Source organism: Harryflintia acetispora, from assembly GCA_004340125.1.
GTDB lineage: Bacteria > Bacillota > Clostridia > Oscillospirales > Ruminococcaceae > Harryflintia > Harryflintia acetispora.
On sequence record SLUK01000002.1, the window covers coordinates 257,992 to 280,213 of the forward strand.

A 22,222-nucleotide genomic window follows, 5' to 3' on the forward strand; every position below is an offset into this window, starting at 1 on the left:
ACGGCTTGGAGCGCTTTTTCAGAAATAAGACCCTGTTCACCGTCATCATCGTACTTATATTTCTCGTCATGACCGGTCTCATCGGCGCATTGTCGTTCTTTGCGCGGGACCTTTTTCCCTTTGCGGCCCCCGTAGGCGCTTCCTCTTCCTCCTCGCAGGCAGAAAGCCCGCGGGAGGAGGGCGGCTCCGCCGTGCAGGGGCCGCAGTTTGCTGCGCCCTCTTCTAAGGAAGAATCGGACGAGCCCTCCCAGGAGGAATCCGACTCCGAAGACGAAAGCGCCGGGGAGGGCAGCTCCTCCGAGGAAGAGGAAAGCTCGAGCTCCAACGGGGAGTCCTTCGACCCCGCGCTCGGGGAGGAAGAGGAAAAAGACGAAAATAAAGAGGAGAACATCCATTATAACGTCCCGGACGAGATGCGCGCGGTCTATCTCACGCCGGGGGTGGATTATCCCACCAGCGGCGGCGCGCAGGCAATCGAAGAGGGGATCGCCAAAGCGCTCGAGTCGGCGAAAGCCCTGACCATGAACGCGGTGGTGGCGCTGCCCTATGGTGATGGGAAGGCCATCTACCAGACCGGGGAGATGCAGCCGGCCACCAACGAGATCGACATTCTGCAGACCATCGTGGACAAGGCGCGCGAGCAGGATATGTACGTCTACGCCGTCTACGAGGCGAGCACCATCGACCAGGGCGGAAACGCTGTGCGGCAGGAGAGCGTGGACACCGGGGTGATCGACTTCGCCGCCGAAAACGCCGCCAAATTTGCGGACAAGTACCAGCTCGACGGGATCCTGGTCGACAGCTATTACAACGAGACGCTGCCGGATTCTTATGCCGGTTACATAAAATCCGGGGCCGGGATCGGCTACCGGGAATATATGCGTTCCTACAGCGAGGCGCTCTTTACGGCGGTCAGCGGCGCGATCCGGGAGAGCGCCAAGGGCACCCAGGTCGGGATCGTGGTGGACGGGGTGTGGGAGAACGCCGCCGCCGAGCCGGAGGGCACCCAGACTGCGGCCCAGTTTACCGCGCTCAGCGGCGGGAACGCCGACACCAAAAAATTCGTCACCGAAAAGCTGGCCGATTTCGTCGCCCTGCGCCCGGGCGGCTATACCGACAGCGGGACCGAGCCCTTCCAGGAGGTCGCGCAGTGGTGGTCCAAGGTGGCGCAGTCTGGCGGCCTGCCGCTCTATGTCATTTATCCTGAGGACAAGGTCTGCACCGACGCACCGGGCTTCTCCTCGCCTGACGAGATCGCCCAGCAGGTGATCTATGCCCAGGAGTGCGAGGCCTACGAGGGCGGGATTTTCAACAGTCTCTCCCGTCTCATCGAGAACCCCCAGACCAGCACCGACCTGCTCATCAAGCTCTTCAAGCACGAGGTCAACGTCGACCATGTCCTGACCGAGCTGGCCGTCACCAAGCCGGACCAGATGGATTTTTCCACCTTCGAGCCGGTGATGGTCTTCCGCGGTGCATCCGACCCGAACTTCGAGGTCAGCGTCAACGGCGAGGTGCTGGACACCGATGAAAACGGATACTTCACCACCACCCAGGACCTCGAGCCGGGGCTCAACACCTTCACCTTCGAGCACAAGGGCAAGAGCCAGGTCTTTAAAATCACCCGCAATGTGCAGATCATCAAGGAGGTATCCCCCACAGGCAGCGTGGCGCTCGAAGGCGGGATGAAGCTGCAGATCACCGCATTGGCCTACGAGGATGCGGCGGTGTCGGCATCGCTGGGCGGAGCCTCGATCCCAATGAGCAAGGACACCTCGATCGACGACAGCACCGACGAGGACAGCTCCTACGTCAAATTCGTCGGGGAGTACACCGTGCCCGCCGCCACCGGGGAGAAGCAGAATCTCGGAATGCTTAAAATTTCCGGCCAGTGGCAGGGGATTTCGGACAGCAAGGAGGGGGCCTCGATCTCGATCAACCCGGTGGTCGCCGCCGGGGATGGGGATCTGATCGTTGTGACCGCCGAGGCGGCCAAGACCTTCCCGCCGGACAAGCTGGGCAACGAGACCGATCCAGCCTATTTTCCGCTGCCCAAGGGGACCAAGGACTATACGGTGGGCGAGATGATCACCTATAAAAACGGGGACGACACCTATAAATATTATAAGCTCCAGTCCGGTGTGCGCGTCTATGCCGACGACATCAACAAAACCTCCGGCGAACTGTCCACCGGAAATGTGATCGAGTCGATGAAGATTACCAGCGACAAGCGGTACACCTATGTCACGCTGGATACCCAGCAACCGGTGCCTTATACGGTCAGTTATTCCAGCAGCGGGATCAAATTTGACTTCAAATACACCTCCTCGACCCCCAAGTCGCAGAAGGTCTCGGACAACCCGGTCATCCGTTCGGCCGACTGGTCGGAGGGCACCCTTTCCCTGGGCTTCACCCAGTCGGGCTCCTTCCTGGGATACCACTCCTATTACAAGGGGGACAAGCTGGTACTGCGCCTGACCAACCCGCCGACCTCGATCTCGAACGTGCGGATCGCCATCGACCCGGGGCACGGCGGCAAGGACAAGGGGACTGCCGGCTACTATCCGGACGTGAGCGAGGCGGAGATCAACGCGGTCATCGCCGAGAAGACCGCCGAGGCGCTGGCGGATAAGGGGGCCGAGGTCAAGCTGATCAAGACCGACCCCTATCTCACCCTCAATCAGCGCCTGGAGGCGGCCAGGGCCTACGATGCGAACATCTATATCAGCATCCATTCCAATTCCTCGGTGAACACCTCGGCCACCGGCAGCGAGGTCTATTACTTCTATCCCTTCGGGCAGACGCTCGCAAGCATCTCGTCCAAACAGGTATCCAATGCGCTGGATACCGACAACCGCGGCGCCAAACAGGCGCGCTATTGGGTGACCACCGACAGCCGGTTCGCTTCGGTCCTCATCGAGTGCGGCTTTTTGAGCAACAAGAGCGAATACAAAAAGCTTACCAAATCCTCTTACCAGGACAAGGTGGCCGAGGCAATTGCGGATTCGGTCGCTTCCTATGTCAAAACCATCAGCACCGGGATATCGGGCGGGAACGACGACCCGATCGACGAAGACGAGGAAGAAGATGAGAGCAGCGGCTCGGGCGATGGTTCGGTGAGCGGAGTGTCTCTGAGTAAATCCAGCGTCAAGCTCAAGATAGGCGAGACTTACCGCCTCGAGGCGCAGGTGAAGCCTTCGGACGCCGAAGATACCCGGGTGGAGTGGGAATCGGACGATGAGGATGTCGTCACCGTCTCTTCGAGCGGGAAGCTGAAGGCTGTCAGCGAGGGCAGCGCCACCGTCACGGTGACCACCCGGGACGGGGATTACACCAAGAAGTGCAAGGTCGAGGTGGTTTCCGACGACGAGGACGATGACAATGATGAGGAGATCGAGGACATCGAGATCACCGAGTCGCGCGTGACCCTCGAGGAAGGGGACACCTACCAGATCGAGGTGGAGATCACGCCATCCTCCCTGGAGGACGATGCCGAGCTGGAATATGAGTCGGACGACGAGGAAGTGGCGACCGTCTCCTCAAGCGGGAAGGTCCGGGCGCGCGGGGAGGGCACCGCCGTCATCACGGTGAGCACCACCGACGGGAGCGATCTGAGCGACCGGATCAAAATTACTGTGGAATAGCCAGGCGGCGTACTCTTATGAGGCCGCTCATACTGTTTCCCTGATATTTACACTTTGTTAATCAAAAAGAGTGCAGAGTGATGTAAAATAATATTTGTTTAGACCGTGATCGGTCGATCAATGCAAGGGTGTGTTTGCCGGGTGTTCGGATATATCAAACCGTGGAAGCCGCAGCTTCGTATCTGTGAATTCGATACCTACAAGGCGATCTATTGTGGGCTTTGCAAACAGCTCTCGCATTCCTACGGCCCCTTTGCGAGGCTGACGCTCAGCTATGACTTCACCTTCCTGGCGCTGCTGGACATGGCGCTGGGAGACGAAAGCCCGCAGTTCAAGACCGAAAACTGCCTGTATAACCCGCTCAAAAAGAAGCCCTGCTGCGTCAGCTGCCAAAGCCTGCATTACAGCGCTTCGGTGGCGATGCTCATCTACTACTATAAAATTCTGGATAATATCCAGGATGAACGGTATCCCCAAAAGCTGCTTTACCGCCTGGCGCTGCCCTTTGCGCGCCGTGCGCGAAAAAAGGCGGCGGCCGAATATCCAAAGCTTGATCGGCGAATTGGTGAGCAGATGAAAGATCAGGCCGCTCTTGAGCAAAATAATTGTGATAGTGTCGACCGGGCAAGCGAGCCGACTGCAAATTGCCTGGCCTTTCTTTTTGAAGAACTCTCACAGGAGGAAGGGGAGCGCCGCGTGCTTTCCCGCCTAGGGTATCTGCTCGGGCGTTGGGTGTACCTGTGCGATGCGCTCGACGACATCGGGGAGGACATTGCAAAAAAGCGCTACAACCCCTTTGTGCTGCGCAGCGGCGCGCCAAACGGCCTGCCGCTGGACAGACTCAGGGAGGAAGCCGTCTTCTCGCTCAACCTCACGATGGGGGAGATTGTCAAATCCTTCGATCTTTTGCGGCTGCGCCGCTATGAGGGGATATTATCCAATGTGATCAATCTGGGGCTCAAGGCCACCGTGCAGACGCTGGCCAGCGGCCCCGAGGCAGAAAAAGATACAGGTGTGTAAATCTGGCAGAAGGGGAAGAATCAATGACCGATCCATACAAGGTATTAGGAGTATCGCCCAATGCGACCGACGAGCAGATCAAGGAGGCTTACCGGGAGCTGGCGAGAAAATATCATCCGGACAGCTATCAGAATAATCCGCTGGCCGACCTGGCGTCGGAAAAGATGAAAGAGGTCAATGAAGCGTACGACAGCATTATGAAAATGCGTCGTAACAGCGGTTCCGCCCGCTCCGGCGGCACGTCCGGCGCCTTTTCGGATGTGCGCAGGCTGATCAACCAGAACCGCCTGGTGGAGGCGGAGGAGCTGCTGGGCGGCGTACCGTCGGCCAATCGGGACGCCGAATGGTATTTTCTCAAGGGCAGCGTTTTCTATTCCCGCGGCTGGCTGGACGAGGCGTTTAACCACTTCGCGCAGGCCTGCCGGATGAATCCGAACAACCCGGAGTACACTGCGGCCTATAACAACCTGATGTGGCAGCGTCAGACCGGGCGTCCCGGCACCGAGCAGGGGCCCTACCGCCAACCGGGAAACATGGCGGGCGGCTGCAGCGCCTGCGACATGTGTTCCGGGCTGATCTGTGCGGACTGCTGTTGCGAGTGCATGGGCGGCGATTTGATCCGCTGCTGCTGACGGTGGAAGACAGGGGAGGGGACACAGGTGAAAAAGAGCACCCAGGTCGCCATGGGCGGCATCTGCGCCTCGCTCTGCCTGTTTTTGATGTTCATGACCTGCATGTTCCCTTTTACGCAATTTGCCTTTCCGGCACTGGCGGGGATCGTGCTGATCGCGGTGGTATTTGAAAACGGGCGCCCGACGGCCACGCTGGTCTATGTGGCAGTCTCAATCCTGTCGCTGATCATCGTGCCGGTAAAAGAGGCGGCCTTTCTCTTTGTCGGCTTTTTCGGATATTATCCGATTATCAAGTCAAAGCTGGAGCAGCTCCGGCCGCGGCTGATTGAATATCTGGTCAAGTTTTTGATCTTTAACGCCTCAGTGATCGGCTGTTATGCCATCCTGATTTATATTATGGGCATTGACGAGGTACTTGAGGAAACCGGGATGTTTGGGCAGTATTCGTTGCTGGTTTTGATTTTGCTCGGCAATATTATGTTTATTATATATGATTTCGCCATTACCAACCTGACCTATGTCTATACCAGTTGGTTTAGGCCAAAGATTTTGCGTAAGATTCAGTAGCGCGCGGGCTGCATTTGCAGCTCCGCGCTTTTTTCATGGCTTCGCCTGTGCCCGGCAATATTGTGGTTGTTTGGGGGAAGAGAGGTTTGACAGGAGGAAAAAAATATGATATAATTTCGCTAAAGAAAAATTTAGCGAAATAGAGGGAATCAAAAACGGCAAGGAGGCGACATGATGTCCAATCAGGCATTTGCGGACTGCCCGCAGTTGTTGCGGGACTTTCTCTTTTATATGCAGACCATCCGCGGACGATCCCAAAAAACGGTCGAGGCTTATCACGTTGACCTGCGGCTCTTTTTGCGTTATATTATGTTTGTAAAGATTCTTCACAGTGATCCCGGGCTTTCGCTCGATGAGATCGACATCACAGGGCTTTCCAACAATGTGATCTGTTCGGTGACGCTCTCGGATGTTTACGCTTATCTCAACTATACCCTCTCCGAACGAAAAAACAACGCCAATACCCGTGCGCGCAAGGTTTCGGCACTGCGCTCGTTCTATAAGTACATCACGACCAAAACACAGTTTTTGGAAGAAAATCCCATGAAGGATTTGGAAATGCCTTCCACCAGACGGGCGATGCCGCGGTATCTGACCCTTGAGGAAAGTTTGGAGCTTTTGGTCAATCTTCCGGAGGGGAAAAACTATGAGCGGGATTATTGCATCATTACTCTGTTCTTAAACTGCGGTATGCGCCTGAGCGAGCTGTGCGGGATTGACGTGCAGGACATCCGGGACAATTCGCTGCGGCTGCTGGGCAAGGGCAACAAGGAGCGGGTGGTCTATCTGAACGATGCCTGCCTGAACGCCTTAAAACAGTACATCAAGGTACGCAAGCCCTCCAAAAAGGAGCCGAACGCCCTGTTCGTCTCGGGCCAGGGGCGGCGGATCACACCGCGCCGGGTCGAGCAGATTGTACAAAGCGGCCTCGCCGTCTCGGACCTGGACGGCAAGGGCTACTCTCCGCATAAGCTGCGGCATACGGCGGCCACCCTGATGTACCAGCACGGCGGGGTTGACATCCGGGCGCTCAAGGAGATTCTGGGGCATTCCAATCTGTCCACCACGGAGATATACACCCATGTTTCGGACAAGCAGATCGAACGGGCGGCTTCCCTGTCCCCGCTGGCCAACGTGAAGATCAAAACTGAGCGCCAGAGGGCTCTGCAGGCGCTGGAACAGAATAAGAAAAAGGAGCATGAGGATGAATAAGCTGCAAAAGAAAGCGCTGATGGCGGTGGATTTGCTGGAACAGGCGTATCCGGATGCCATCTGCTCGCTGGAGCACGATATGGAAAAGCCGCACGAGCTTTTGATGTCCACCCGGCTGTCGGCGCAGTGTACCGATGCGAGGGTCAATATCGTGACCAAGGAATTATTCCAAAAATATAAGACCATCGACGACTTTGCCGAGGCGGATCTTGAGGAGCTCGAGCGGATTGTCCATCCCTGCGGGCTGTATAAGACCAAGGCACGGGACCTCAAAAATATGGCGATCATGCTGCGCGACGTCTACCAGGGCCAGGTGCCGGACACCATCGAGGAGCTGGTCAAGCTCCCCGGCGTGGGCCGCAAGACGGCCAATCTGGTGGTTGGCGACATTTACGGCAAGGATTCGGTGGTCTGCGATACCCACTGTATCCGGATCACCAACCTGCTCGGGCTCTCCAAGGGCAAGGACCCATATAAGGTGGAGATGCAACTGCGGGAGATTCTGCCGCTGGACCGTTCGGGCGATTTCTGCCACCGGCTGGTCCTCCATGGACGGGCGGTCTGCGTGGCCAACCGGCCGCAGTGCGATCGATGCGTGCTCAACGCCTGCTGCGACCATTTTGCCGAGCTGCAAAAGGCTCAGAAGAAAGCGAAACCCAAAAAAGATAAGGCGGCGGCCCTATAGAAACAGAGACGCCGTCAGACATTAAAAACCCCCGGCACGGGAATCCGTGCCGGGGGTTTATTTTAGTCTTTGGATGCAAAATGCGGCTCTACCTGGCTCGATTCTTGAGAGCTTGATTTTTTAGATTTGGAGGAAGCCTTGGAGCTGCTGCTCGATTTACCACTGGAAGAAGATTCCTTTTCCTCGTCTTCGTCCCCCGAGGAGCTCACGCCGGCGGTCTGCTTGGTAAAGATCAAAACCTCGTCGCCGATATTGACCACCGTATCCGCCGCCGGTTCGGTATAAGCGACCTGCCCTTCCACATACTCGTCCTTGATGACGTAGATCACCTTGTATTTCAGCTCCATATCGGTCAGGGTCTGGATGGCCAAATCGACGGTGCTCCCTGTAAGGTTCGGGAGCTTTACAGTCTTGGAGCCCTTGCTGACCGACAGGATGATGGTGCCTTTATTGAGCATTGGGGTGTTTGCTGCCGGGGACTGGTCATAGACCACTCCTTCCGGAAAAAGGTCGTTGTATTCGTGGACGATGGAAAACTCGAACCGGGCGTTATAATCGGTGTTCGAGGTAATGATGTCGATGTACTGCCCGACAAAATTGGGCACGCCGCCGGCCTCTTCCACTGCGGAACTGGCCGAGGCGCTGGAGGAATCACTGGAGGTGTCTCCGTTTGAAACATAGTTTGCAACACCTTGGTGGATCTCCTCATATTTGTAGGAGATGAACAGCCAGATAACCACGCCGAGTACAATGGTGGTCAGCACCATCGGGATAAAGACGGTCAGAAAGGTGTTGCGCCGGTGACGTTTCTTATGGACCTCCTGCCTCTCCGCCTTTTTGAGGGCCTTGCGCTCCTTGCGGCTGAGGGGGACATCCTCGGCTTTTATCGGGACCTGCGGCTCCCCTTCCGGCTCTTCCGAAAGGTTGAGCAGCCGCTTTTGCACATCGTCCACCATATCCGCGTTATAGATGGCGGTATTGGAGGAGGTGCAATCGAGCAGGCGCGAGGTAAAACCATCCACCGTTTTGGTCCGCTTGTCGGTGGACAGCCGCATGGCGTCGTGGATGGCCTCGGAGACATTTTCCGGGATGTTTTCATCCAGCTCAATGGCGTCGACCAAATTGTCGTTGAGCTTGCGCCCCTGGGAATTGGGCGGCATGGTCCCGGTGACGGTGCGGTACAGCACAGCTGCCAGCGCATAGACATCGGTCCACTCCCCGTACCAGTGCTTGCTGTCGTACTGCTCGGGCGCGCTGTAGCCGTCAAAGAGCTCGCAGCTGATGTCGCTGTTGTCGCTGCGCGCCTCGTTGATAGCAAAGCAGGTGAGATAGGGCGTCCCCTTTTCGTCGATCAGGATGGTCTGCGGGCTGATCCCAGCGTGGATCAGCCCCTTCTTGTGCACCAACGAAACGGTGTTGAGCAGATGCATGAAGGTCTTTTTGCAGTTGGCCCATTTGATTTCGCCGCCGCAGCGGTTAAGAATTTCGCCGAGGGTCATGCTGTTGATGTAACGGAAAGCCACATAGATGGTGCTGTGTTCGCTAAAGACGTCCAGCACCTGGCTGGTACCCTTGATATTCAGGTTTTGCAGGGTTTTAAAGAGATCCTCGAACTCGGCGACGATCCCCTTGTATTTGGTTTCGCATCCCTTGATCGGACGCAGCTGGAGCGTGGAGTGGTTGCGCGATACCAGGTCATAAGGCATGAGTTCCCGCACCCAGACCTTGCTGTCCGTTTCCAGGTCATAGCCGATATAAACCGCGCTCTCCCCGTTGGAGGAGAGGAGTTTGCCCACAAGGTAACGCCCGCTCAGCACCGTCTCCGGCGGTAGATAGTCGACGTTGTAGGTGGATTTATCCTGGTATCCACATTTTTTACAGGGGCCGTCATAATCCTTCTGGGACATACAGCCCATGCAGAGGTTTTTCTGAGCAACCGTCATCTACAATCCTCCCGAACCTGGGCCTTTCAAACCCATAAGACTACTATTATAATATATATTAATTTGCACAAAAGTGCAAGCTCATTTTTATCAAAAAAGGCAGCCCCCTATAAAATGAAAACTTACGGGCCATAGATAAATGATCTATGGCCCGTAAAAATCATTTCTTTTTTCTGCCCTGCCCCTTCAAACGGATTTGCTGCAGCAGCTTCGGGACGACGAAGCCTCCGAAGAGGGCGACAGAGCCGACAGCGTAAATCGTGACAAAGAATATCTCCATTGCGCCGGGATTTTCGATGACGTCGTTGGAATCTTTGACCCCTTTCGTGATGTCCAGTTCCTCCCTTTCCTCCTCGCTGGAGGAGGAAGCGGACGGGGTGGATTCCCCGAGCGTAACCTCGGACGGGGCATCGGAGGAGGAATTGGACATCACATAGGAGTCCCCCGCGGCCGGCGCAGCGGCGCCCGCCGCGGAAGAGCTGCGCCTTACGCTCCCGCCTCCCGTACCGGTGCGGCCCGCACTCTCTTCTGATTTCGGAACATTTGGCGCAAGATGCACTTTGTTGTTGTAGGAGCGCGTTCTGGACGAACTCTCTCTGCCGCCGGACGAACCGGAGGGATAAATAATGTTGGGCCCATCCTCCCCGCTTGAGTCGCCTGGTTCGGAGGACGAAGAGCTTACATCAGACCCGGGACTTTCGGAAGAACTCGATGAGGTTGACGAGCTGTCATCGCCCGACGGGCTCGAAGAACTGCTGGATGAGCTTGAGGAACTGCTTTCCTCGGACGAATCCGACGAGGAGCTGGAGGGTTCGTCCGGTTCGATCAAAAAGGTAGTTTGCAGCACGGCGAGCAGCGATTCGGTATTCCTCGACTTGCTTCCGTCCGGCGCGGTGAGGTAGGGCGCATTCATCACCTCAAGCCGGATAAACTGCGCGCTTTTTGGAACGGGAGCGGAGTATTCCTCCAGGTAAACGTACCGCCCGGAGCCGACCGTTTCCTTGATTGAAAACTTCCCTTGGGTGGAGGTAAAGCGGCTTCCGTCCGACGAATACAGGATGTTCACCCCGTAAGGAAAAACCTCCTTGGAAGCGTCGAGCTCCACCCGGCCGAAGGCGAAGCTGTATTGATTGAGATAGCAGCAGAAAGTCCCGAAATTGCCGATCGCGAGCAGCAGGTCATTATCGGGTTGCAAGCTCAGGCGGAAAGGGTCGCTGCCCAGGTTGGAGGAATTGTAGCCGCGGATCAGCCCGCTTTGATAGATGGATGCGAAGCTGCCGTTGCGGGAGAGCGCCAGGACGGACACTTTGCTGACGTCTTCGATATGATAGGTGACGGTGCCACGATAAAGGCCCGGCGTGTTCAGTTGATAATAGCTGTCAAAGTCCAGCCCGCTAACAGGCGGGCCGTTTTCAATCGTTATAAAATCCAGTACAGGGCTTAGCTGGCTGTCGGCCGGATGATCGACGACAGTTTGCTGGGCGGAAGCTGTAAAGAAGGTTACAAACAGCAATAAGAAAGTAAAAAGAAGTTGGAAGAAGCATTTTGTCATAGTGATCCCCCATAAATTATGTCGGAATCATTATAGCAATAAATTCGACAAAATACAACAAATTTTCACAATCACGATTCGCATTTTAGTGGAATTACCGAACCAACATCCAACAATGGCCCTGAAAAGAGCGAGCGAACGGAAATGCCATATATTTTACAAAAATTCCGGATTTCCTTCCCCTCGGGATGGCGGCCGAGGTCTCCGAAAAAACAGAGCAGGTCCGGCTCAGCCAGGAAGCAGCATCCGCCGATGAAACCGCAATCATAGCCTGCGAGCTGAACCCCGCCGGGAGACAGGAGCAGCGTTTCGATCCCCTCCCCTTGCAGCGCGCGCCAAAGACCCCGGTCCGCCGTTATGGCGGCCGAGGCGGTGAGCGGCGCGACCGAGCACTTGGCGTATCCCTGCCGCACATCAATAAGTTTTCGGCCTTCCCGCCGGCAAAAATCGAGGATTCTTGGTTCCGCAGCGTCAAGCCGCCCAAACAGGCGGCCGCCGAGCATCAGGCAGTTGAGCGGGACATCGTGCGGGTAGCTGCCGCCGGGTTCCCGGGAAGACGGATAGACCCGGAAGCCATGCTCCCTCAGCCGGTCGCAAAGAGGCCCGTCTCCCCGCTCGGCGATGATTTCGTCCCCGCCCAGATGGAAGAGCCGCATGTCGGCATGATATGCCACCGGACCGGGCAGCCGCGGGCTGCGTCCAAGAGCGACCGTCTCGATTCCAAGGGTGTGCAGCGCCCGGATTACCTGCGGGTATTCCCCCGACACGGCCGCGAGGGTGACCCGCCCTCCGGGCAGGTGCGGCCGTGCCGGAAACTCTGTCGTCATAAGGGCTCATATACTCCTCAGTGCGTCCACCGGGCGCAGCTTCGCCGCGATCGAGGCCGGATAGACGCCGAAAATCACCCCCACCAGGACGGAAAAGAGAATGCAGCAGAACACGAGCGGCAGGCTGATGGTGGTCTCCACCTGCAGCAGGGCGCAGCCTGCCGTCACCATCCCGATTCCGAGGGCCGCTCCTATTATACTCCCGAGCAGGGTAATGGTAAATGCCTCGACTAAGAATTCCAGCAGGATGATCGGCCGCCGGGCGCCGATGGCCTTTTTGATCCCGATTTCGTGGGTGCGCTCGTTGACCGAGACGAGCATTACCGTCATGATCCCCAACCCCGCCACCACCAGCGATACCCCCGCGATCAGGGAAAGGACCAGGGTGACAATTTCCAAAAGGTTATTGAGGGTATCCTTCTGCTGCGCGATATTTTGAGCCCGGTAGCCGTTTTTGATATGACTGCGCGCCTCGAGGGAGCGGATGATCTGTTCCCCCGTCTGCTGTGCCGAACGGCCCGGTTCAAGCTTGACGGCGACCTGGTCGTAATCCGTCTGCCCGGTGATCTGCTGCATGGTGCTGCCCGGAATGTAGACGAAGGAAGGGATGTAGCTGCTCATCAGCCCCTGCAGGATGTTCCCGCCCGAGCGCACCACCCCGACGACGGTGAAATTCTCCTTGACCCCGCCCAGAGACAGGCAGATCGTCTTGCCCACGATATTTTCCCGCTTATAGAAGGCGGTGGCGACGTTCTGATCCACCACGCAGACCCGCGCCGCCGCGCGCAGGTCCCACCGCCCGATGGTGCGCCCATAGAGCGGTTCGAGAGAGATAAAGCTGTCGGTGTCCTCATCGATCCCGAAGACCACCCCCTGCGCCACCAGGGAGCGCATATAAAGATCGGTATAGGAAAAGTTGAGGCCGGTCGCCTTGAGGACCCCCTTGGAGTCGCGGATGGCCGCAAGCTCCTCCCCGCGCAGGGGGGAGACGGCGTCCTTGCGCGCCTTGCCGATGGTGATGCCATCCAGCCCTAAGCTGCTCAGCTCTTGGTTGATGGTCTGCCGGCCGATGTTGCCGATCGAGGAGATGAGCACCACCGAGGCAACGCCGATGGCAATGGAAACGATGGTGAGCAGGGTGCGCAGCTTCTTGCGCCCGAGGGAGCGAAGGCTACACCTGATGTAATCAATCACGCACTACTTCCTCCCTCAGCCGCACGGCGCGGCCCTCCGAAAGGGGCTCCTGCGGCAGGAGGACAACCTCCTGCTCCCCCAGCCCGGCGGTGATCTGCACACTGTCGCTGAGCTCCTGTCCGGTGGTTACCACCCGCTTTTCGGCCCGTCCCCCCTGATACACCAGCACATATTCATGGTTCTCCTCATCTTGGTTGATCGCCTCATAGGGCAGGGTGAGCAGTTCCTGGGCGTGCTGGGAGATGATCTCGGCAGTGGCGGAGCAGCCGCTTTTGAGCCGCTCGTCCGGATCGAGCACCGAGATGACGACGTCCACCGTGGCCTGCTCGCTGAGTGCGGTTTGAGTACGCTTGGCGGTGGGAGCGACCGATTCCACCACCCCATGGTATTCCTGCCCGCCGAAGGCGGGCCCGCTGATCAGTGCCTCGTCCCCCGGTTCGATCCCCCCGATCTGGTTTTCGCTGACCTGCGCGCGCACGGTAAAGCGGGAGCTGTCCGCGATGGTGAAGACCGGTCCCGTCGCCTGGGTAAGCACATCGCTCTGCATGGCGACATCGGTCACCGTACCGTTCATGGGCGAGAGGAGCATCTGCGGCACCGCCACCGTTTGAGGCGCTTCATAGACCGCTTCGATCGCCTGGGAGGCCTCCCCGCCGCCCAGCAGCGGGATGAGCTGGGAGACGGAAATCCCGTAGAGGGAGGCCACCTTCTCCACTTCGCCGAGGTCGGGCGTCTCCTGCTGGGTGGAGGCTTCCTTCTTGACCATCACCGACTGGGAGAGGACGTCCTTGGTCATCCCGGTGTCGATGGTGGCGAGTACCTCCCCTTCCTCCACCTGGTCCCCGACCGAAACCAGTACGCTGTCCGCAATCACCGGCGTGCTCAAAAAGACCTGCTTCCTAACCGGCTGCTCCACCACGCCGGTGCAGCTGGTTTCCTGCGCCCAGACCTGTATCCCGGCGCGCAGATAGTCGGCCTGTTTGACGCCTGACAGGACGGCGCCGGGCAGGAACGCCGTCGCAAACAGCAGCAATAGGGCACCCGTCAATGTAAGTACCTTCAGTCGCATTTAAAAAACCATTCCTTTCTGGACGTTTTGTGCCGGTTACGCCGCGCGAAATTGCCACAAAACTCTGTGTTTGAAAGTAACCTTTCAAACGAAAACCTCCTGCATTGACCCGTTAATCCGCGAGAAACTCTCTGATTATTGTGTCAAAACAGAAGGTATTTATGTTCCAGAGGAAAACAAATTGTTGTGCATAACCGCGTCATAAGAAAACACACTATAGAAATGACGCACGAATGCAGGTTGGAAAGGAATGGCCAAATATGAACCTTGTCCCATGCAGCAAGCACTGCCGGCACCAGCGGGAGGGCTACTGCGCCCTGGAGGGTATTTCCGAGCCGGTGAGCGTTCAGGAAAAGGAATGCAGCTTCTTTTCGCCCCTACCCCTCAAAGACGCTGGAAAAGGCGCTGCGCAGATTCGAAGCGGGGATCAGCCGGATGTCTGAGGGCAGCTCGCCGAGCTGGCCCATGGCGGTGCGTGGGATGACGAAGCGCCGAAAGCCCAGCCGGTAGGCCTCGTTCACCCGCAGGTCGACATGGGAAACCGAACGCAGCTCGCCGGTCAGGCCGATCTCGCCGAAGGCGGCAAAGTCGTAGGGGATCGGTTTGTCGATCAGATTGGAGATCAGCGCCATCGCCACCGGCAGGTCGGCGGCGGGCTCGTCCAGCCGCAGGCCGCCCACCACATTGATGTAAGCGTCGAGGTTGCCGAAAAAGTAGCCGCAGCGCTTCTCCAGCACCGCGATGATCAGCGCGCTGCGCCCAAAGTCGAAGCCGGTGGACATCCGCCGCGGCGTGCCGAAGCCGCTTTTGCAGACCAGCGCCTGCACCTCGGCCAGGATGGGGCGGGAGCCCTCCATCACGCAGGCGATACAGCTTCCCGAAACATCCTGCGGACGGCCGGAAATCATCTCGAACGAGGGGTTCCCCACCTCCTCAAGCCCCATGGTCCCCATCTTGAAGACCCCGATCTCGTTGGTCGAGCCGAAGCGGTTCTTCACCGCGCGCAGGATGCGAAACGCCAGATGCCGCTCCCCCTCGAAATAGAGCACGGTATCCACCATATGCTCCATCACCTTCGGCCCGGCGATCGCCCCGTCCTTATTGACGTGCCCCACCAGAAAGAGCGGGAATTCCCGGCTCTTGGCACAGGTCATCAGCAGCTGGGTGCACTCCCGGATCTGGGTCACGGTGCCGGCCGAGGAATTGAGCGTGGGCAGGTAGATGGTCTGGATCGAGTCGATCATTACCACGTCGGGGTTGTGCTTTTCGATAATTCCCAGGATCGCCCCCACCTGGGTGACCGCCGCCACAAGCAGGTTGGGCGAATCGACGCCCAGGCGGCGGGCGCGCAGCTTGATCTGCTTGGCGCTCTCCTCGCCCGATACATACAGCACCCGCAGCGACTGGCACAGCGGCTGGCACATCTGCAGCAGCAGGGTCGATTTCCCGATCCCCGGATCGCCACTGAGCAGGGTGACCGAGCCGCGCACGATCCCGCCGCCCATCACCCGGTCCAACTCCTTAATCGAGGTCTTATGGCGGGACTCCTCGTCCGCCACGATGTCCTGGATGGTGACCACCTCGATGGCGCCGGAGTAGTCGGTGTGTACCTGGCTGTGCTTTTTCGCGACCTCGATCTCGGGCTGGCGCACGGTCTCCTCCATGCTGTTCCACGCCCCACAGTCGGGACATTTTCCATACCATTTGGCGGTCTCGTTGCCGCACTGGCTGCACACATATACCGTCTTGGGCTTCGCCATGTTTTCACGTCCTTATCTGGGTTTAAAGCTCGGGCTCCACCTGGGGGTAATACCCCTGCTCAATGTATTGCAGCAGGGAGCCGGAAATTACATAGGCCAGCTTGTTTTGATAGCTCTCGTCGACCAGCTTCGCCGCATCCCCGGGGTTCGAGACGAACCCGCACTCGATGAGCACCGCCGGGATGGGGGCGTGGTAGAGCAGGAAAATGTTGTTCTCCGCCTTCTTGGGCTCCCGCTTGTTTTCCGGCTGGAGCAGTTCGCGAAAGTTCTGCTGCAAAATCCCCGCCAGGATTTCGCTCTGCTCGGACTGTGGGCCGTAGAACATCTGCGCGCCGAAGGAGGAGCTTTCAGGAAATTTGTTCTGATGGATCCCAATATAAATGGCGTCCGGATTCTCTTTGAGGATTTCGTACCGGTTCATGATGTCGCTGGTCTTCTTCTCCGAAATGCTGCCGAGGCCCTCATCGCAGGTGGACACGTCGCTCTCCCGCGTCATGATCACCCGAAAGCCCTCCGCCCGCAGCAGGTCGCGCAGCTTGAGCGCGATGGGAAGGTTGACGTCCTTTTCCACAATGCCGCCAAGCCCTTCCGCTCCCCCGTCAAAGCCGCCGTGCCCGGCGTCGATGATGACCAGCGGATCCGCCTCGAGCGCCCCGCCCACCATCAGGGAATCCCCCATACGGGAGATGGCAAAGGAGATCACCGCAACATAGCAGGCCAGCAGCAGAAACACGGCACGAAACCGAAACCGGCGCATAAACACCCTCCCAACATAACGAATCTCCCTTTATGTTATGCGGCCGGGGGTTTTGGATATGACTTTCAGTGTTTCTTCTTCTGGTCCTTTTTGACAAAGATGATCTTGTCGCTGATCGAAATGTGCTTGATCCCCAGGTGATAGGCAAAGGAGGTCACGGCCGGAATCACCAGCGGCAGCAGCCAGATGGCGACGATCGACAGCCACGACATCTGCTCGGGCGCAATGCCGGGCTCCAACAGCGCGTTGATGGTAAAGAGCATATGGATGTTGAGGATCCTGAAGATCGACCCGGCGAGCACTCCGACGTCTCCCGGCAGGATGGCGAGCTTGATAAGCACCAGCACCACCGGCATGAGCGCAAAGGGGATCATGGCGAAAAGGCCGATTTTGAGGCCCTTGAGCGGATCGATCTGCCCGTGCCCAAAGGCGGCCGAGTTGCTGTCCCGGTCCCCGCAGTACCAGCTGGGAGAATAGACGATGGGTACGAAGATCAAGAGATTAAGCAGCTGCATGACGATCTTCCAGAGCGTGCTCTTGAAGATCATGCCGATCGAAAAGGTGACGATCCCGCAAAAGATCATGGCGATGAGGACCGAGCCGATGGTGGACAGCGCTACCCTGGGGACGGTGTACTTCTGCTTTTTCATGGACTAGATTTCCTCCTTAATAAACGGTCCCGGGATAAACGATAGGCGGCTGAAGCCAGCCGCCTATCAAAAAGGTGTTAAATCGCTTAGATGTTGATGAGCTTGGCATCCTCAAAGAGCTTCTTGTCGATCCCCTTCTTCATCTGCAGGGCCTCCAGAATGTCGTAGTCCACGACAGTGTTGCCCTTGATGACGACGACGCGGTTGCCGATCCCCTTCTCCAGCAGCTCCACGGCATGAACGCCCAGCTTGGTGGCGAGCACGCGGTCGCGGGCCGTCGGGGTGCCGCCGCGCTGAATATGCCCAAGCACGGTCGCGCGGGTCTCAACGCCGGTTTTCGTCTCGATCTCCTTGGCCAGCGCGTGCACGTCGGTGATCCCCTCGCCCACCGCAACGATGAAATGGTGCTTGCCGTTGGAGGCGGTGGATTTGATCTTCTGGATGATGTCGCGGTCCACGTCGAAGTCGACCTCGTTGACCCAGATCGCGCAGGCGCCGCAGGCGATACCGGTATCCAGGGTGAGGTGGCCGGCGCCGTGGCCCATGATCTCGACCACCGAGCAGCGGTCGTGGGATTGAGAGGTATCTCTCAGACGGTCCACCGCCTCGACCGCGGTGTTCAGCGCGGTGTCAAAGCCGATGCTGAAGTCCGAGCAGGAAATATCGTTGTCGATGGTGCCCGGGATGCCCACCGTCGGGATCCCCGCCAGGGACAGGTCGCGCGCGCCGCGGAAGGAACCGTCGCCGCCGATGACGACCAGGCCGTCGATCCCCATCTTCTCGCAGGTTTCCTTGCCCTTCAGGATGCCGGCCTGCTCCTTGAACTCGAGGCATCTGGCGGTGTAGAGCATTGTGCCGCCGCGGTGGAGGATCTCGGACACGCTGCGCACGTCCATCTGCTCGATGTCGCCGTTGATCAGGCCGTTGTAGCCGTGGTGAACGCCTACGACTTCCATCCCCTTGGCAATCGCGCAGCGCACAACCGCGCGGATTCCCGCGTTCATACCCGGCGCATCGCCGCCGCTGGTGAGAACGCCAATTTTCTTAGCACCTGTCTTTTCCATAAGTACCTCCTATGTATTGAACTCATTTGAAAATAGGCTAAAATTCGCTACCACCCATTATATAACAAAGTCACCGGTTAAATCAACCGTTACTTTGCCGATTTATTAACGAAATTCGTTAATTCACAAATTTCGTGTTCTCTTCCCCGATAATCCCGGCGATCCGCTGCTGGAGCGCCGGGGTGCAGCTGACGTACATCCCCTTGGGCACCAGGGTAAGTTTTTTAACGTCGTTAAAATAGATGTAAACCGGACAGCTCCCGCCGCTTTGTGAGAGGACCTTGCAGACCTCCTCGAAGCGGCTGTCCAGCTTGGAGGGTACGCGCAGGTAGAGCCCGCCCTTTTCGGAAGCGGGCATTTTCCCTTCCTCGCGGGGCGGAGCGGGCCGTTTGGCCGGTGCGGCGGGCTTCAGCTGGTCGGGCAGCAGCACCTCGTCGCACATCAGCTTGCTGTCCTCGTCCTCGCGCAGCGAAACCTTCCCGCGCACCGCGACGATCGCCCCCTCCCGCAGCAGCGGCATACACTGGGCAAACGCCTTGGGAAAGACGATCATCTCGATCCGCCCTGTCATGTCCTCGATCCCCACAAAGGCCATGGTCTGGCTGTTCTTGGTGGTCTTGAGCTTGCGCGACGAGATGACGCACAGGATGGTCACGGCCCCTTGCAGCAGCTCGGGCGGCACCGTGTGCTCGTCCGACTGGATGATGTCCCTGATCTGCACCGCCCCGGCGGCGCGCGCGAGGTCCTCATACTTCGAGAGGGGGTGCCCCGAAATGAAGAGGCCGGTGGTCTCCTTCTCCATATTGAGCAGCACCGACGGATCGAACTCCTCCCGTTTTGGAAGCTGGTAGCGGGAGGTGGTCTCCATCCCCAGGTCCTCGAACATGTTGAGCTGCCCGGAGATGTTGTTCTTCTGGGTCAGCTCGATGTTGGCCAGCACGTTTTCCAGTGCGGAGAGCATCTCGTTGCGGTTGTAGCCGAGATGGTCCAGCGCCCCGCTCTTGATGAGGTTTTCCAGCGTGCGCCGGTTGAGCTCCCGCCCGAACATCCGCTCGCAAAAATCGATGAAATCCTTAAAAGGCCCGTTTTTCTCCCGGCTTTGCAGCATGGCGCCGATCAGCCCCCTGCCGACGTTCTTGATCGCCAGCAGCCCGAAGCGGATCCCCTCGTCGGTCGCGGTGAAGCCCTCCATACTCTCGTTGACGTGGGGGGGCAGCAGGCGTATCCCCATCTTCTGGATTTGGTGGATGTACTCCACCACCTTGTCGGTGTTGTCGAGGATGCTCGTCAGCAGCGCCGCGAAATACTCCTTCGGATAGTGGTATTTGAGGTAGGCCGTCTGATAGGCGACCATGGCGTAGGCGGCCGCGTGGGACTTGTTGAAGGCGTAGGAGGCGAAGGAGACCATCTCATCGAAAATTTTGTTGGCGATCCTTTCGTCCACCCCGTTGCCGATGGCGCCCACACATTCGACGCTGCCGTCCTCCCGCTTGGCGCCGTAGACGAAGGCCTGGCGCTCCTTGACCATTACATCGTGCTTCTTTTTGCTCATCGCCCGGCGCACCAGATCGGCGCGCCCGTAGGAATAGCCCGCGAGCGCCCGGCAGATCTGCATGACCTGCTCCTGGTAGACGATGCATCCATAGGTTACATTGAGGATGGGCTCGAGCAGCGGGGTGTCGTAGGTGACCTTTTCCGGATGATGGCGGTTTTCGATGTAGCGCGGGATCGATTCCATCGGCCCCGGACGGTAGAGGGAAATGACCGCGATCAAATCCTCGATGGCGGTGGGCTTGAGCTGCGCCATCACCTGGCGCATGCCCGCCGATTCAAACTGGAATACCCCCACCGCATCCCCGGTGGAGAGCATTTCAAAGACGCCCTTGTCCTGCAAGTCGATCTTTTCCATGTCGAAATCCGGGGTGTGCCGGCGGATCATCTCCTGCGCCTTGCTGATGACCGTGAGGTTGCGCAGCCCGAGGAAATCCATCTTGAGCAGCCCGAGCTCCTCGAGGGTGGTCATGGTGAACTGGGTGACCACCGCCTCGTCGTTCTTGGCCAGCGGCACATAGCTCATCACCGGGTCGCGGGTGATGACCACCCCGGCCGCGTGGGTCGAGGCATGGCGGGGCATCCCTTCGATCTTGCGCGCCACGTCGATCAGCTCGTGCACCGCGCTGTCCTGCTCGTACATCCCCCGCAGGGTGGAAGAGCTGCGCAGGGCTTTATCCAGCGTGATGTTGAGCTCCCCCGGGATGGCCTTGGCCACCTCGTCCACCGCCTGGTAGCTCATCCCCAGCACCCGGCCGACGTCCCGCACCGCCGCCTTGGCGGCCATGGTTCCGAAGGTGATGATCTGGGCGACGTTGTCGCTCGAATAGCGGCGCACCACATAGTCGATGACCTCCTGCCGCCGCTCGTAGCAAAAGTCGATGTCAAAGTCGGGCATGCTCACCCGCTCGGGATTGAGAAAGCGCTCGAAGAGGAGGTTGTACTGGATCGGGTCGATCCCGGTGATGCCGATACAATAGGCCGCCAGGCTCCCGGCGCCCGAGCCGCGGCCCGGACCCACCGGTATCCCATTCTGCCGCGCAAAGTTGATGAAGTCGAAGACGATGAGGTAATAGTCGATGTACCCCATCCCCTCGATCACCGAAAGCTCGTATTCCAGCCGCTCCTGCACCGCCGGGTCGGGCTGCTCGCCGTAGTGCCGGTGCAGCCCCTCGAAGCAGAGCCGCCGGAAATACTCCCGGTTGGTCTCCCCCTCCGGAGCCTTGAAGTAAGGCAGCTTATGCTTGCCGAACTCGAACTCCACCTCGCAGCGCTCGGCGATCCTGACGGTGTTCTCCAGCGCCCCTCCGAAGGAGGAAAAGAGCTCGTCCATCTCCTCCCCGCTCTTGACGTAGAATTCCTCGGTCTCGAAGGCCATCTCGTTGTCCTCATCCACCGTGTGGTTGGTCTGGATGCAGATGAGGATCTTCTGCATGCGCGCATCCTCTTTTTCGATATAGTGGCAGTCGTTGGTCGCGACGAGACCCACGCCGAGCTCCTTTGCGAGGCGGCCCAGCTGCGGGAGGATCATCTTCTGCTCCCGGATGCCATGGTCCTGGATTTCGATGAAGTAGTTGTCCTTCCCGAAGGTATCCCGGTAAAAGGTCCCGGCCTCCAGCGCCGCCTGGTAATCCCCCTCGGTCAGCCGGCGGGGAATCTCCCCGGCCAGACAGGCCGACAGGCAGATCAGCCCCTCATGGTGGGCGCTCAGCAGCTCGCGGTCCACCCGGGGCTTGGAATAAAAGCCCTCGGTAAAGCCGCGGGAGACGATCTCGATCAAGTTTTGGTACCCGGTGTTGTTCTCGCACAGCAGGACCAAATGATAGGGGGAACTATCGAGCTTATGTACCTTATCATGCCGGGTGCGGGGCGCAACGTAGACCTCGCACCCGATGATCGGCTTGATCCCCCGTTTCTTGGCGGCCCTATAAAAATCGATCACGCCGTACATCACGCCGTGGTCGGTGATGGCGACCGCCTTCTGGCCGAGGCCGGCCACCCGGTCGATCAGCCTCTCGATTCGGCAGGCGCCGTCGAGCAGGCTGTATTCGGTATGTAGATGCAGATGGACGAAATCCTTCATGGGCGCCTTCCT

Annotated in this window: 16 protein-coding genes; 6 read left to right on the plus strand and 10 right to left on the minus strand. The window is 58.4% G+C overall.

Annotated elements, in window-relative coordinates; genetic code table 11:
- Positions 1-5: 5 nt before the first annotated feature.
- The 6 genes from EDD78_RS03860 (at position 6) to EDD78_RS03885 (ending at position 7,760) form a co-directional block, all read left to right on the plus strand.
- Complete coding sequence (locus EDD78_RS03860) at positions 6-3,644, plus strand: N-acetylmuramoyl-L-alanine amidase (protein ID WP_132084032.1); 3,639 nt, start codon at positions 6-8, stop codon at positions 3,642-3,644.
- A gap of 141 nt (positions 3,645-3,785) precedes the next feature.
- A complete protein-coding gene (locus EDD78_RS03865; RefSeq protein ID WP_132084033.1) occupies positions 3,786-4,664 on the plus strand; it encodes a DUF5685 family protein in 879 nt (292 codons plus the stop codon).
- 23 nt (positions 4,665-4,687) lie between these two features.
- Entirely contained in the window at positions 4,688-5,296 is a 609-nt protein-coding gene (locus EDD78_RS03870) for a J domain-containing protein (protein ID WP_079699315.1), read from the plus strand.
- Positions 5,297-5,323: 27 nt separating this feature from the next.
- Positions 5,324-5,863, plus strand: coding sequence for a hypothetical protein (locus EDD78_RS03875; RefSeq protein ID WP_079699313.1), 540 nt, complete (start codon positions 5,324-5,326; stop codon positions 5,861-5,863).
- Between the two features lie 174 nt (positions 5,864-6,037).
- Positions 6,038-7,075 (plus strand): tyrosine-type recombinase/integrase, encoded by a 1,038-nt coding sequence (locus EDD78_RS03880; protein WP_132084035.1) that lies wholly within the window; start codon positions 6,038-6,040, stop codon positions 7,073-7,075.
- On the plus strand, positions 7,068-7,760 hold the full coding sequence (locus tag EDD78_RS03885; protein ID WP_132084128.1) for an endonuclease III domain-containing protein: 693 nt from the start codon (positions 7,068-7,070) through the stop codon (positions 7,758-7,760). Before EDD78_RS03880 ends, EDD78_RS03885 begins: the two co-directional genes overlap by 8 nt.
- Positions 7,761-7,822: 62 nt before the next feature.
- Here the strand turns inward: EDD78_RS03885 and EDD78_RS03890 are convergent, their stop codons facing one another.
- From EDD78_RS03890 to EDD78_RS03940, 10 genes are all read right to left on the minus strand, one after another.
- Entirely contained in the window at positions 7,823-9,703 is a 1,881-nt protein-coding gene (locus EDD78_RS03890; RefSeq protein ID WP_132084037.1) for a PASTA domain-containing protein, read from the minus strand.
- Between the two features lie 160 nt (positions 9,704-9,863).
- On the minus strand, positions 9,864-11,255 hold the full coding sequence (locus EDD78_RS14095; protein WP_207668649.1) for a hypothetical protein: 1,392 nt from the start codon (positions 11,253-11,255) through the stop codon (positions 9,864-9,866).
- Between the two features lie 71 nt (positions 11,256-11,326).
- On the minus strand, positions 11,327-12,082 hold the full coding sequence (locus tag EDD78_RS03900) for a DUF6873 family GME fold protein (protein WP_132084040.1): 756 nt from the start codon (positions 12,080-12,082) through the stop codon (positions 11,327-11,329).
- A 6-nt stretch (positions 12,083-12,088) separates the two neighbouring features.
- A complete protein-coding gene (locus tag EDD78_RS03905; RefSeq protein ID WP_132084042.1) occupies positions 12,089-13,276 on the minus strand; it encodes an ABC transporter permease in 1,188 nt (395 codons plus the stop codon).
- Complete coding sequence (locus EDD78_RS03910; RefSeq protein ID WP_132084043.1) at positions 13,269-14,345, minus strand: efflux RND transporter periplasmic adaptor subunit; 1,077 nt, start codon at positions 14,343-14,345, stop codon at positions 13,269-13,271. The genes EDD78_RS03905 and EDD78_RS03910 overlap by 8 nt, the downstream gene beginning before the upstream one ends.
- 377 nt (positions 14,346-14,722) lie before the next feature.
- Positions 14,723-16,105: a DNA repair protein RadA gene (gene radA, locus EDD78_RS03920; protein ID WP_132084044.1), complete on the minus strand. Its 1,383-nt coding sequence runs from the start codon at positions 16,103-16,105 to the stop codon at positions 14,723-14,725.
- Positions 16,106-16,127: 22 nt separating this feature from the next.
- Entirely contained in the window at positions 16,128-16,862 is a 735-nt protein-coding gene (locus tag EDD78_RS03925; protein WP_132084045.1) for an N-acetylmuramoyl-L-alanine amidase, read from the minus strand.
- A 65-nt stretch (positions 16,863-16,927) separates the two neighbouring features.
- Entirely contained in the window at positions 16,928-17,512 is a 585-nt protein-coding gene (locus EDD78_RS03930; RefSeq protein WP_079699297.1) for a hypothetical protein, read from the minus strand.
- Between the two features lie 86 nt (positions 17,513-17,598).
- Positions 17,599-18,576, minus strand: a complete 978-nt coding sequence (gene pfkA, locus EDD78_RS03935) for a 6-phosphofructokinase (protein WP_079699295.1) — start codon at positions 18,574-18,576, stop codon at positions 17,599-17,601.
- 118 nt (positions 18,577-18,694) lie between these two features.
- A complete protein-coding gene (locus EDD78_RS03940; protein ID WP_132084046.1) occupies positions 18,695-22,210 on the minus strand; it encodes a DNA polymerase III subunit alpha in 3,516 nt (1,171 codons plus the stop codon).
- Between the last annotated feature and the right edge of the window lie 12 nt (positions 22,211-22,222).

Excerpts from the sequence above, each read along its gene's own strand:
- EDD78_RS03870 (WP_079699315.1), top strand. The coding sequence starts at position 4,688 with ATGACCGATCCATACAAGGTATTAGGAGTATCGCCCAATGCGACCGAC.
- EDD78_RS03880 (WP_132084035.1), top strand. The coding sequence starts at position 6,038 with ATGTCCAATCAGGCATTTGCGGACTGCCCGCAGTTGTTGCGGGACTTT.
- EDD78_RS03885 (WP_132084128.1), top strand. The coding sequence starts at position 7,068 with ATGAATAAGCTGCAAAAGAAAGCGCTGATGGCGGTGGATTTGCTGGAA.
- EDD78_RS03890 (WP_132084037.1), bottom strand. The coding sequence starts at position 9,703 with ATGACGGTTGCTCAGAAAAACCTCTGCATGGGCTGTATGTCCCAGAAG.
- EDD78_RS14095 (WP_207668649.1), bottom strand. The coding sequence starts at position 11,255 with ATGACAAAATGCTTCTTCCAACTTCTTTTTACTTTCTTATTGCTGTTT.
- EDD78_RS03900 (WP_132084040.1), bottom strand. The coding sequence starts at position 12,082 with ATGACGACAGAGTTTCCGGCACGGCCGCACCTGCCCGGAGGGCGGGTC.
- EDD78_RS03910 (WP_132084043.1), bottom strand. The coding sequence starts at position 14,345 with ATGCGACTGAAGGTACTTACATTGACGGGTGCCCTATTGCTGCTGTTT.
- radA (WP_132084044.1), bottom strand. The coding sequence starts at position 16,105 with ATGGCGAAGCCCAAGACGGTATATGTGTGCAGCCAGTGCGGCAACGAG.
- EDD78_RS03925 (WP_132084045.1), bottom strand. The coding sequence starts at position 16,862 with ATGCGCCGGTTTCGGTTTCGTGCCGTGTTTCTGCTGCTGGCCTGCTAT.
- EDD78_RS03930 (WP_079699297.1), bottom strand. The coding sequence starts at position 17,512 with ATGAAAAAGCAGAAGTACACCGTCCCCAGGGTAGCGCTGTCCACCATC.
- pfkA (WP_079699295.1), bottom strand. The coding sequence starts at position 18,576 with ATGGAAAAGACAGGTGCTAAGAAAATTGGCGTTCTCACCAGCGGCGGC.
- EDD78_RS03940 (WP_132084046.1), bottom strand. The coding sequence starts at position 22,210 with ATGAAGGATTTCGTCCATCTGCATCTACATACCGAATACAGCCTGCTC.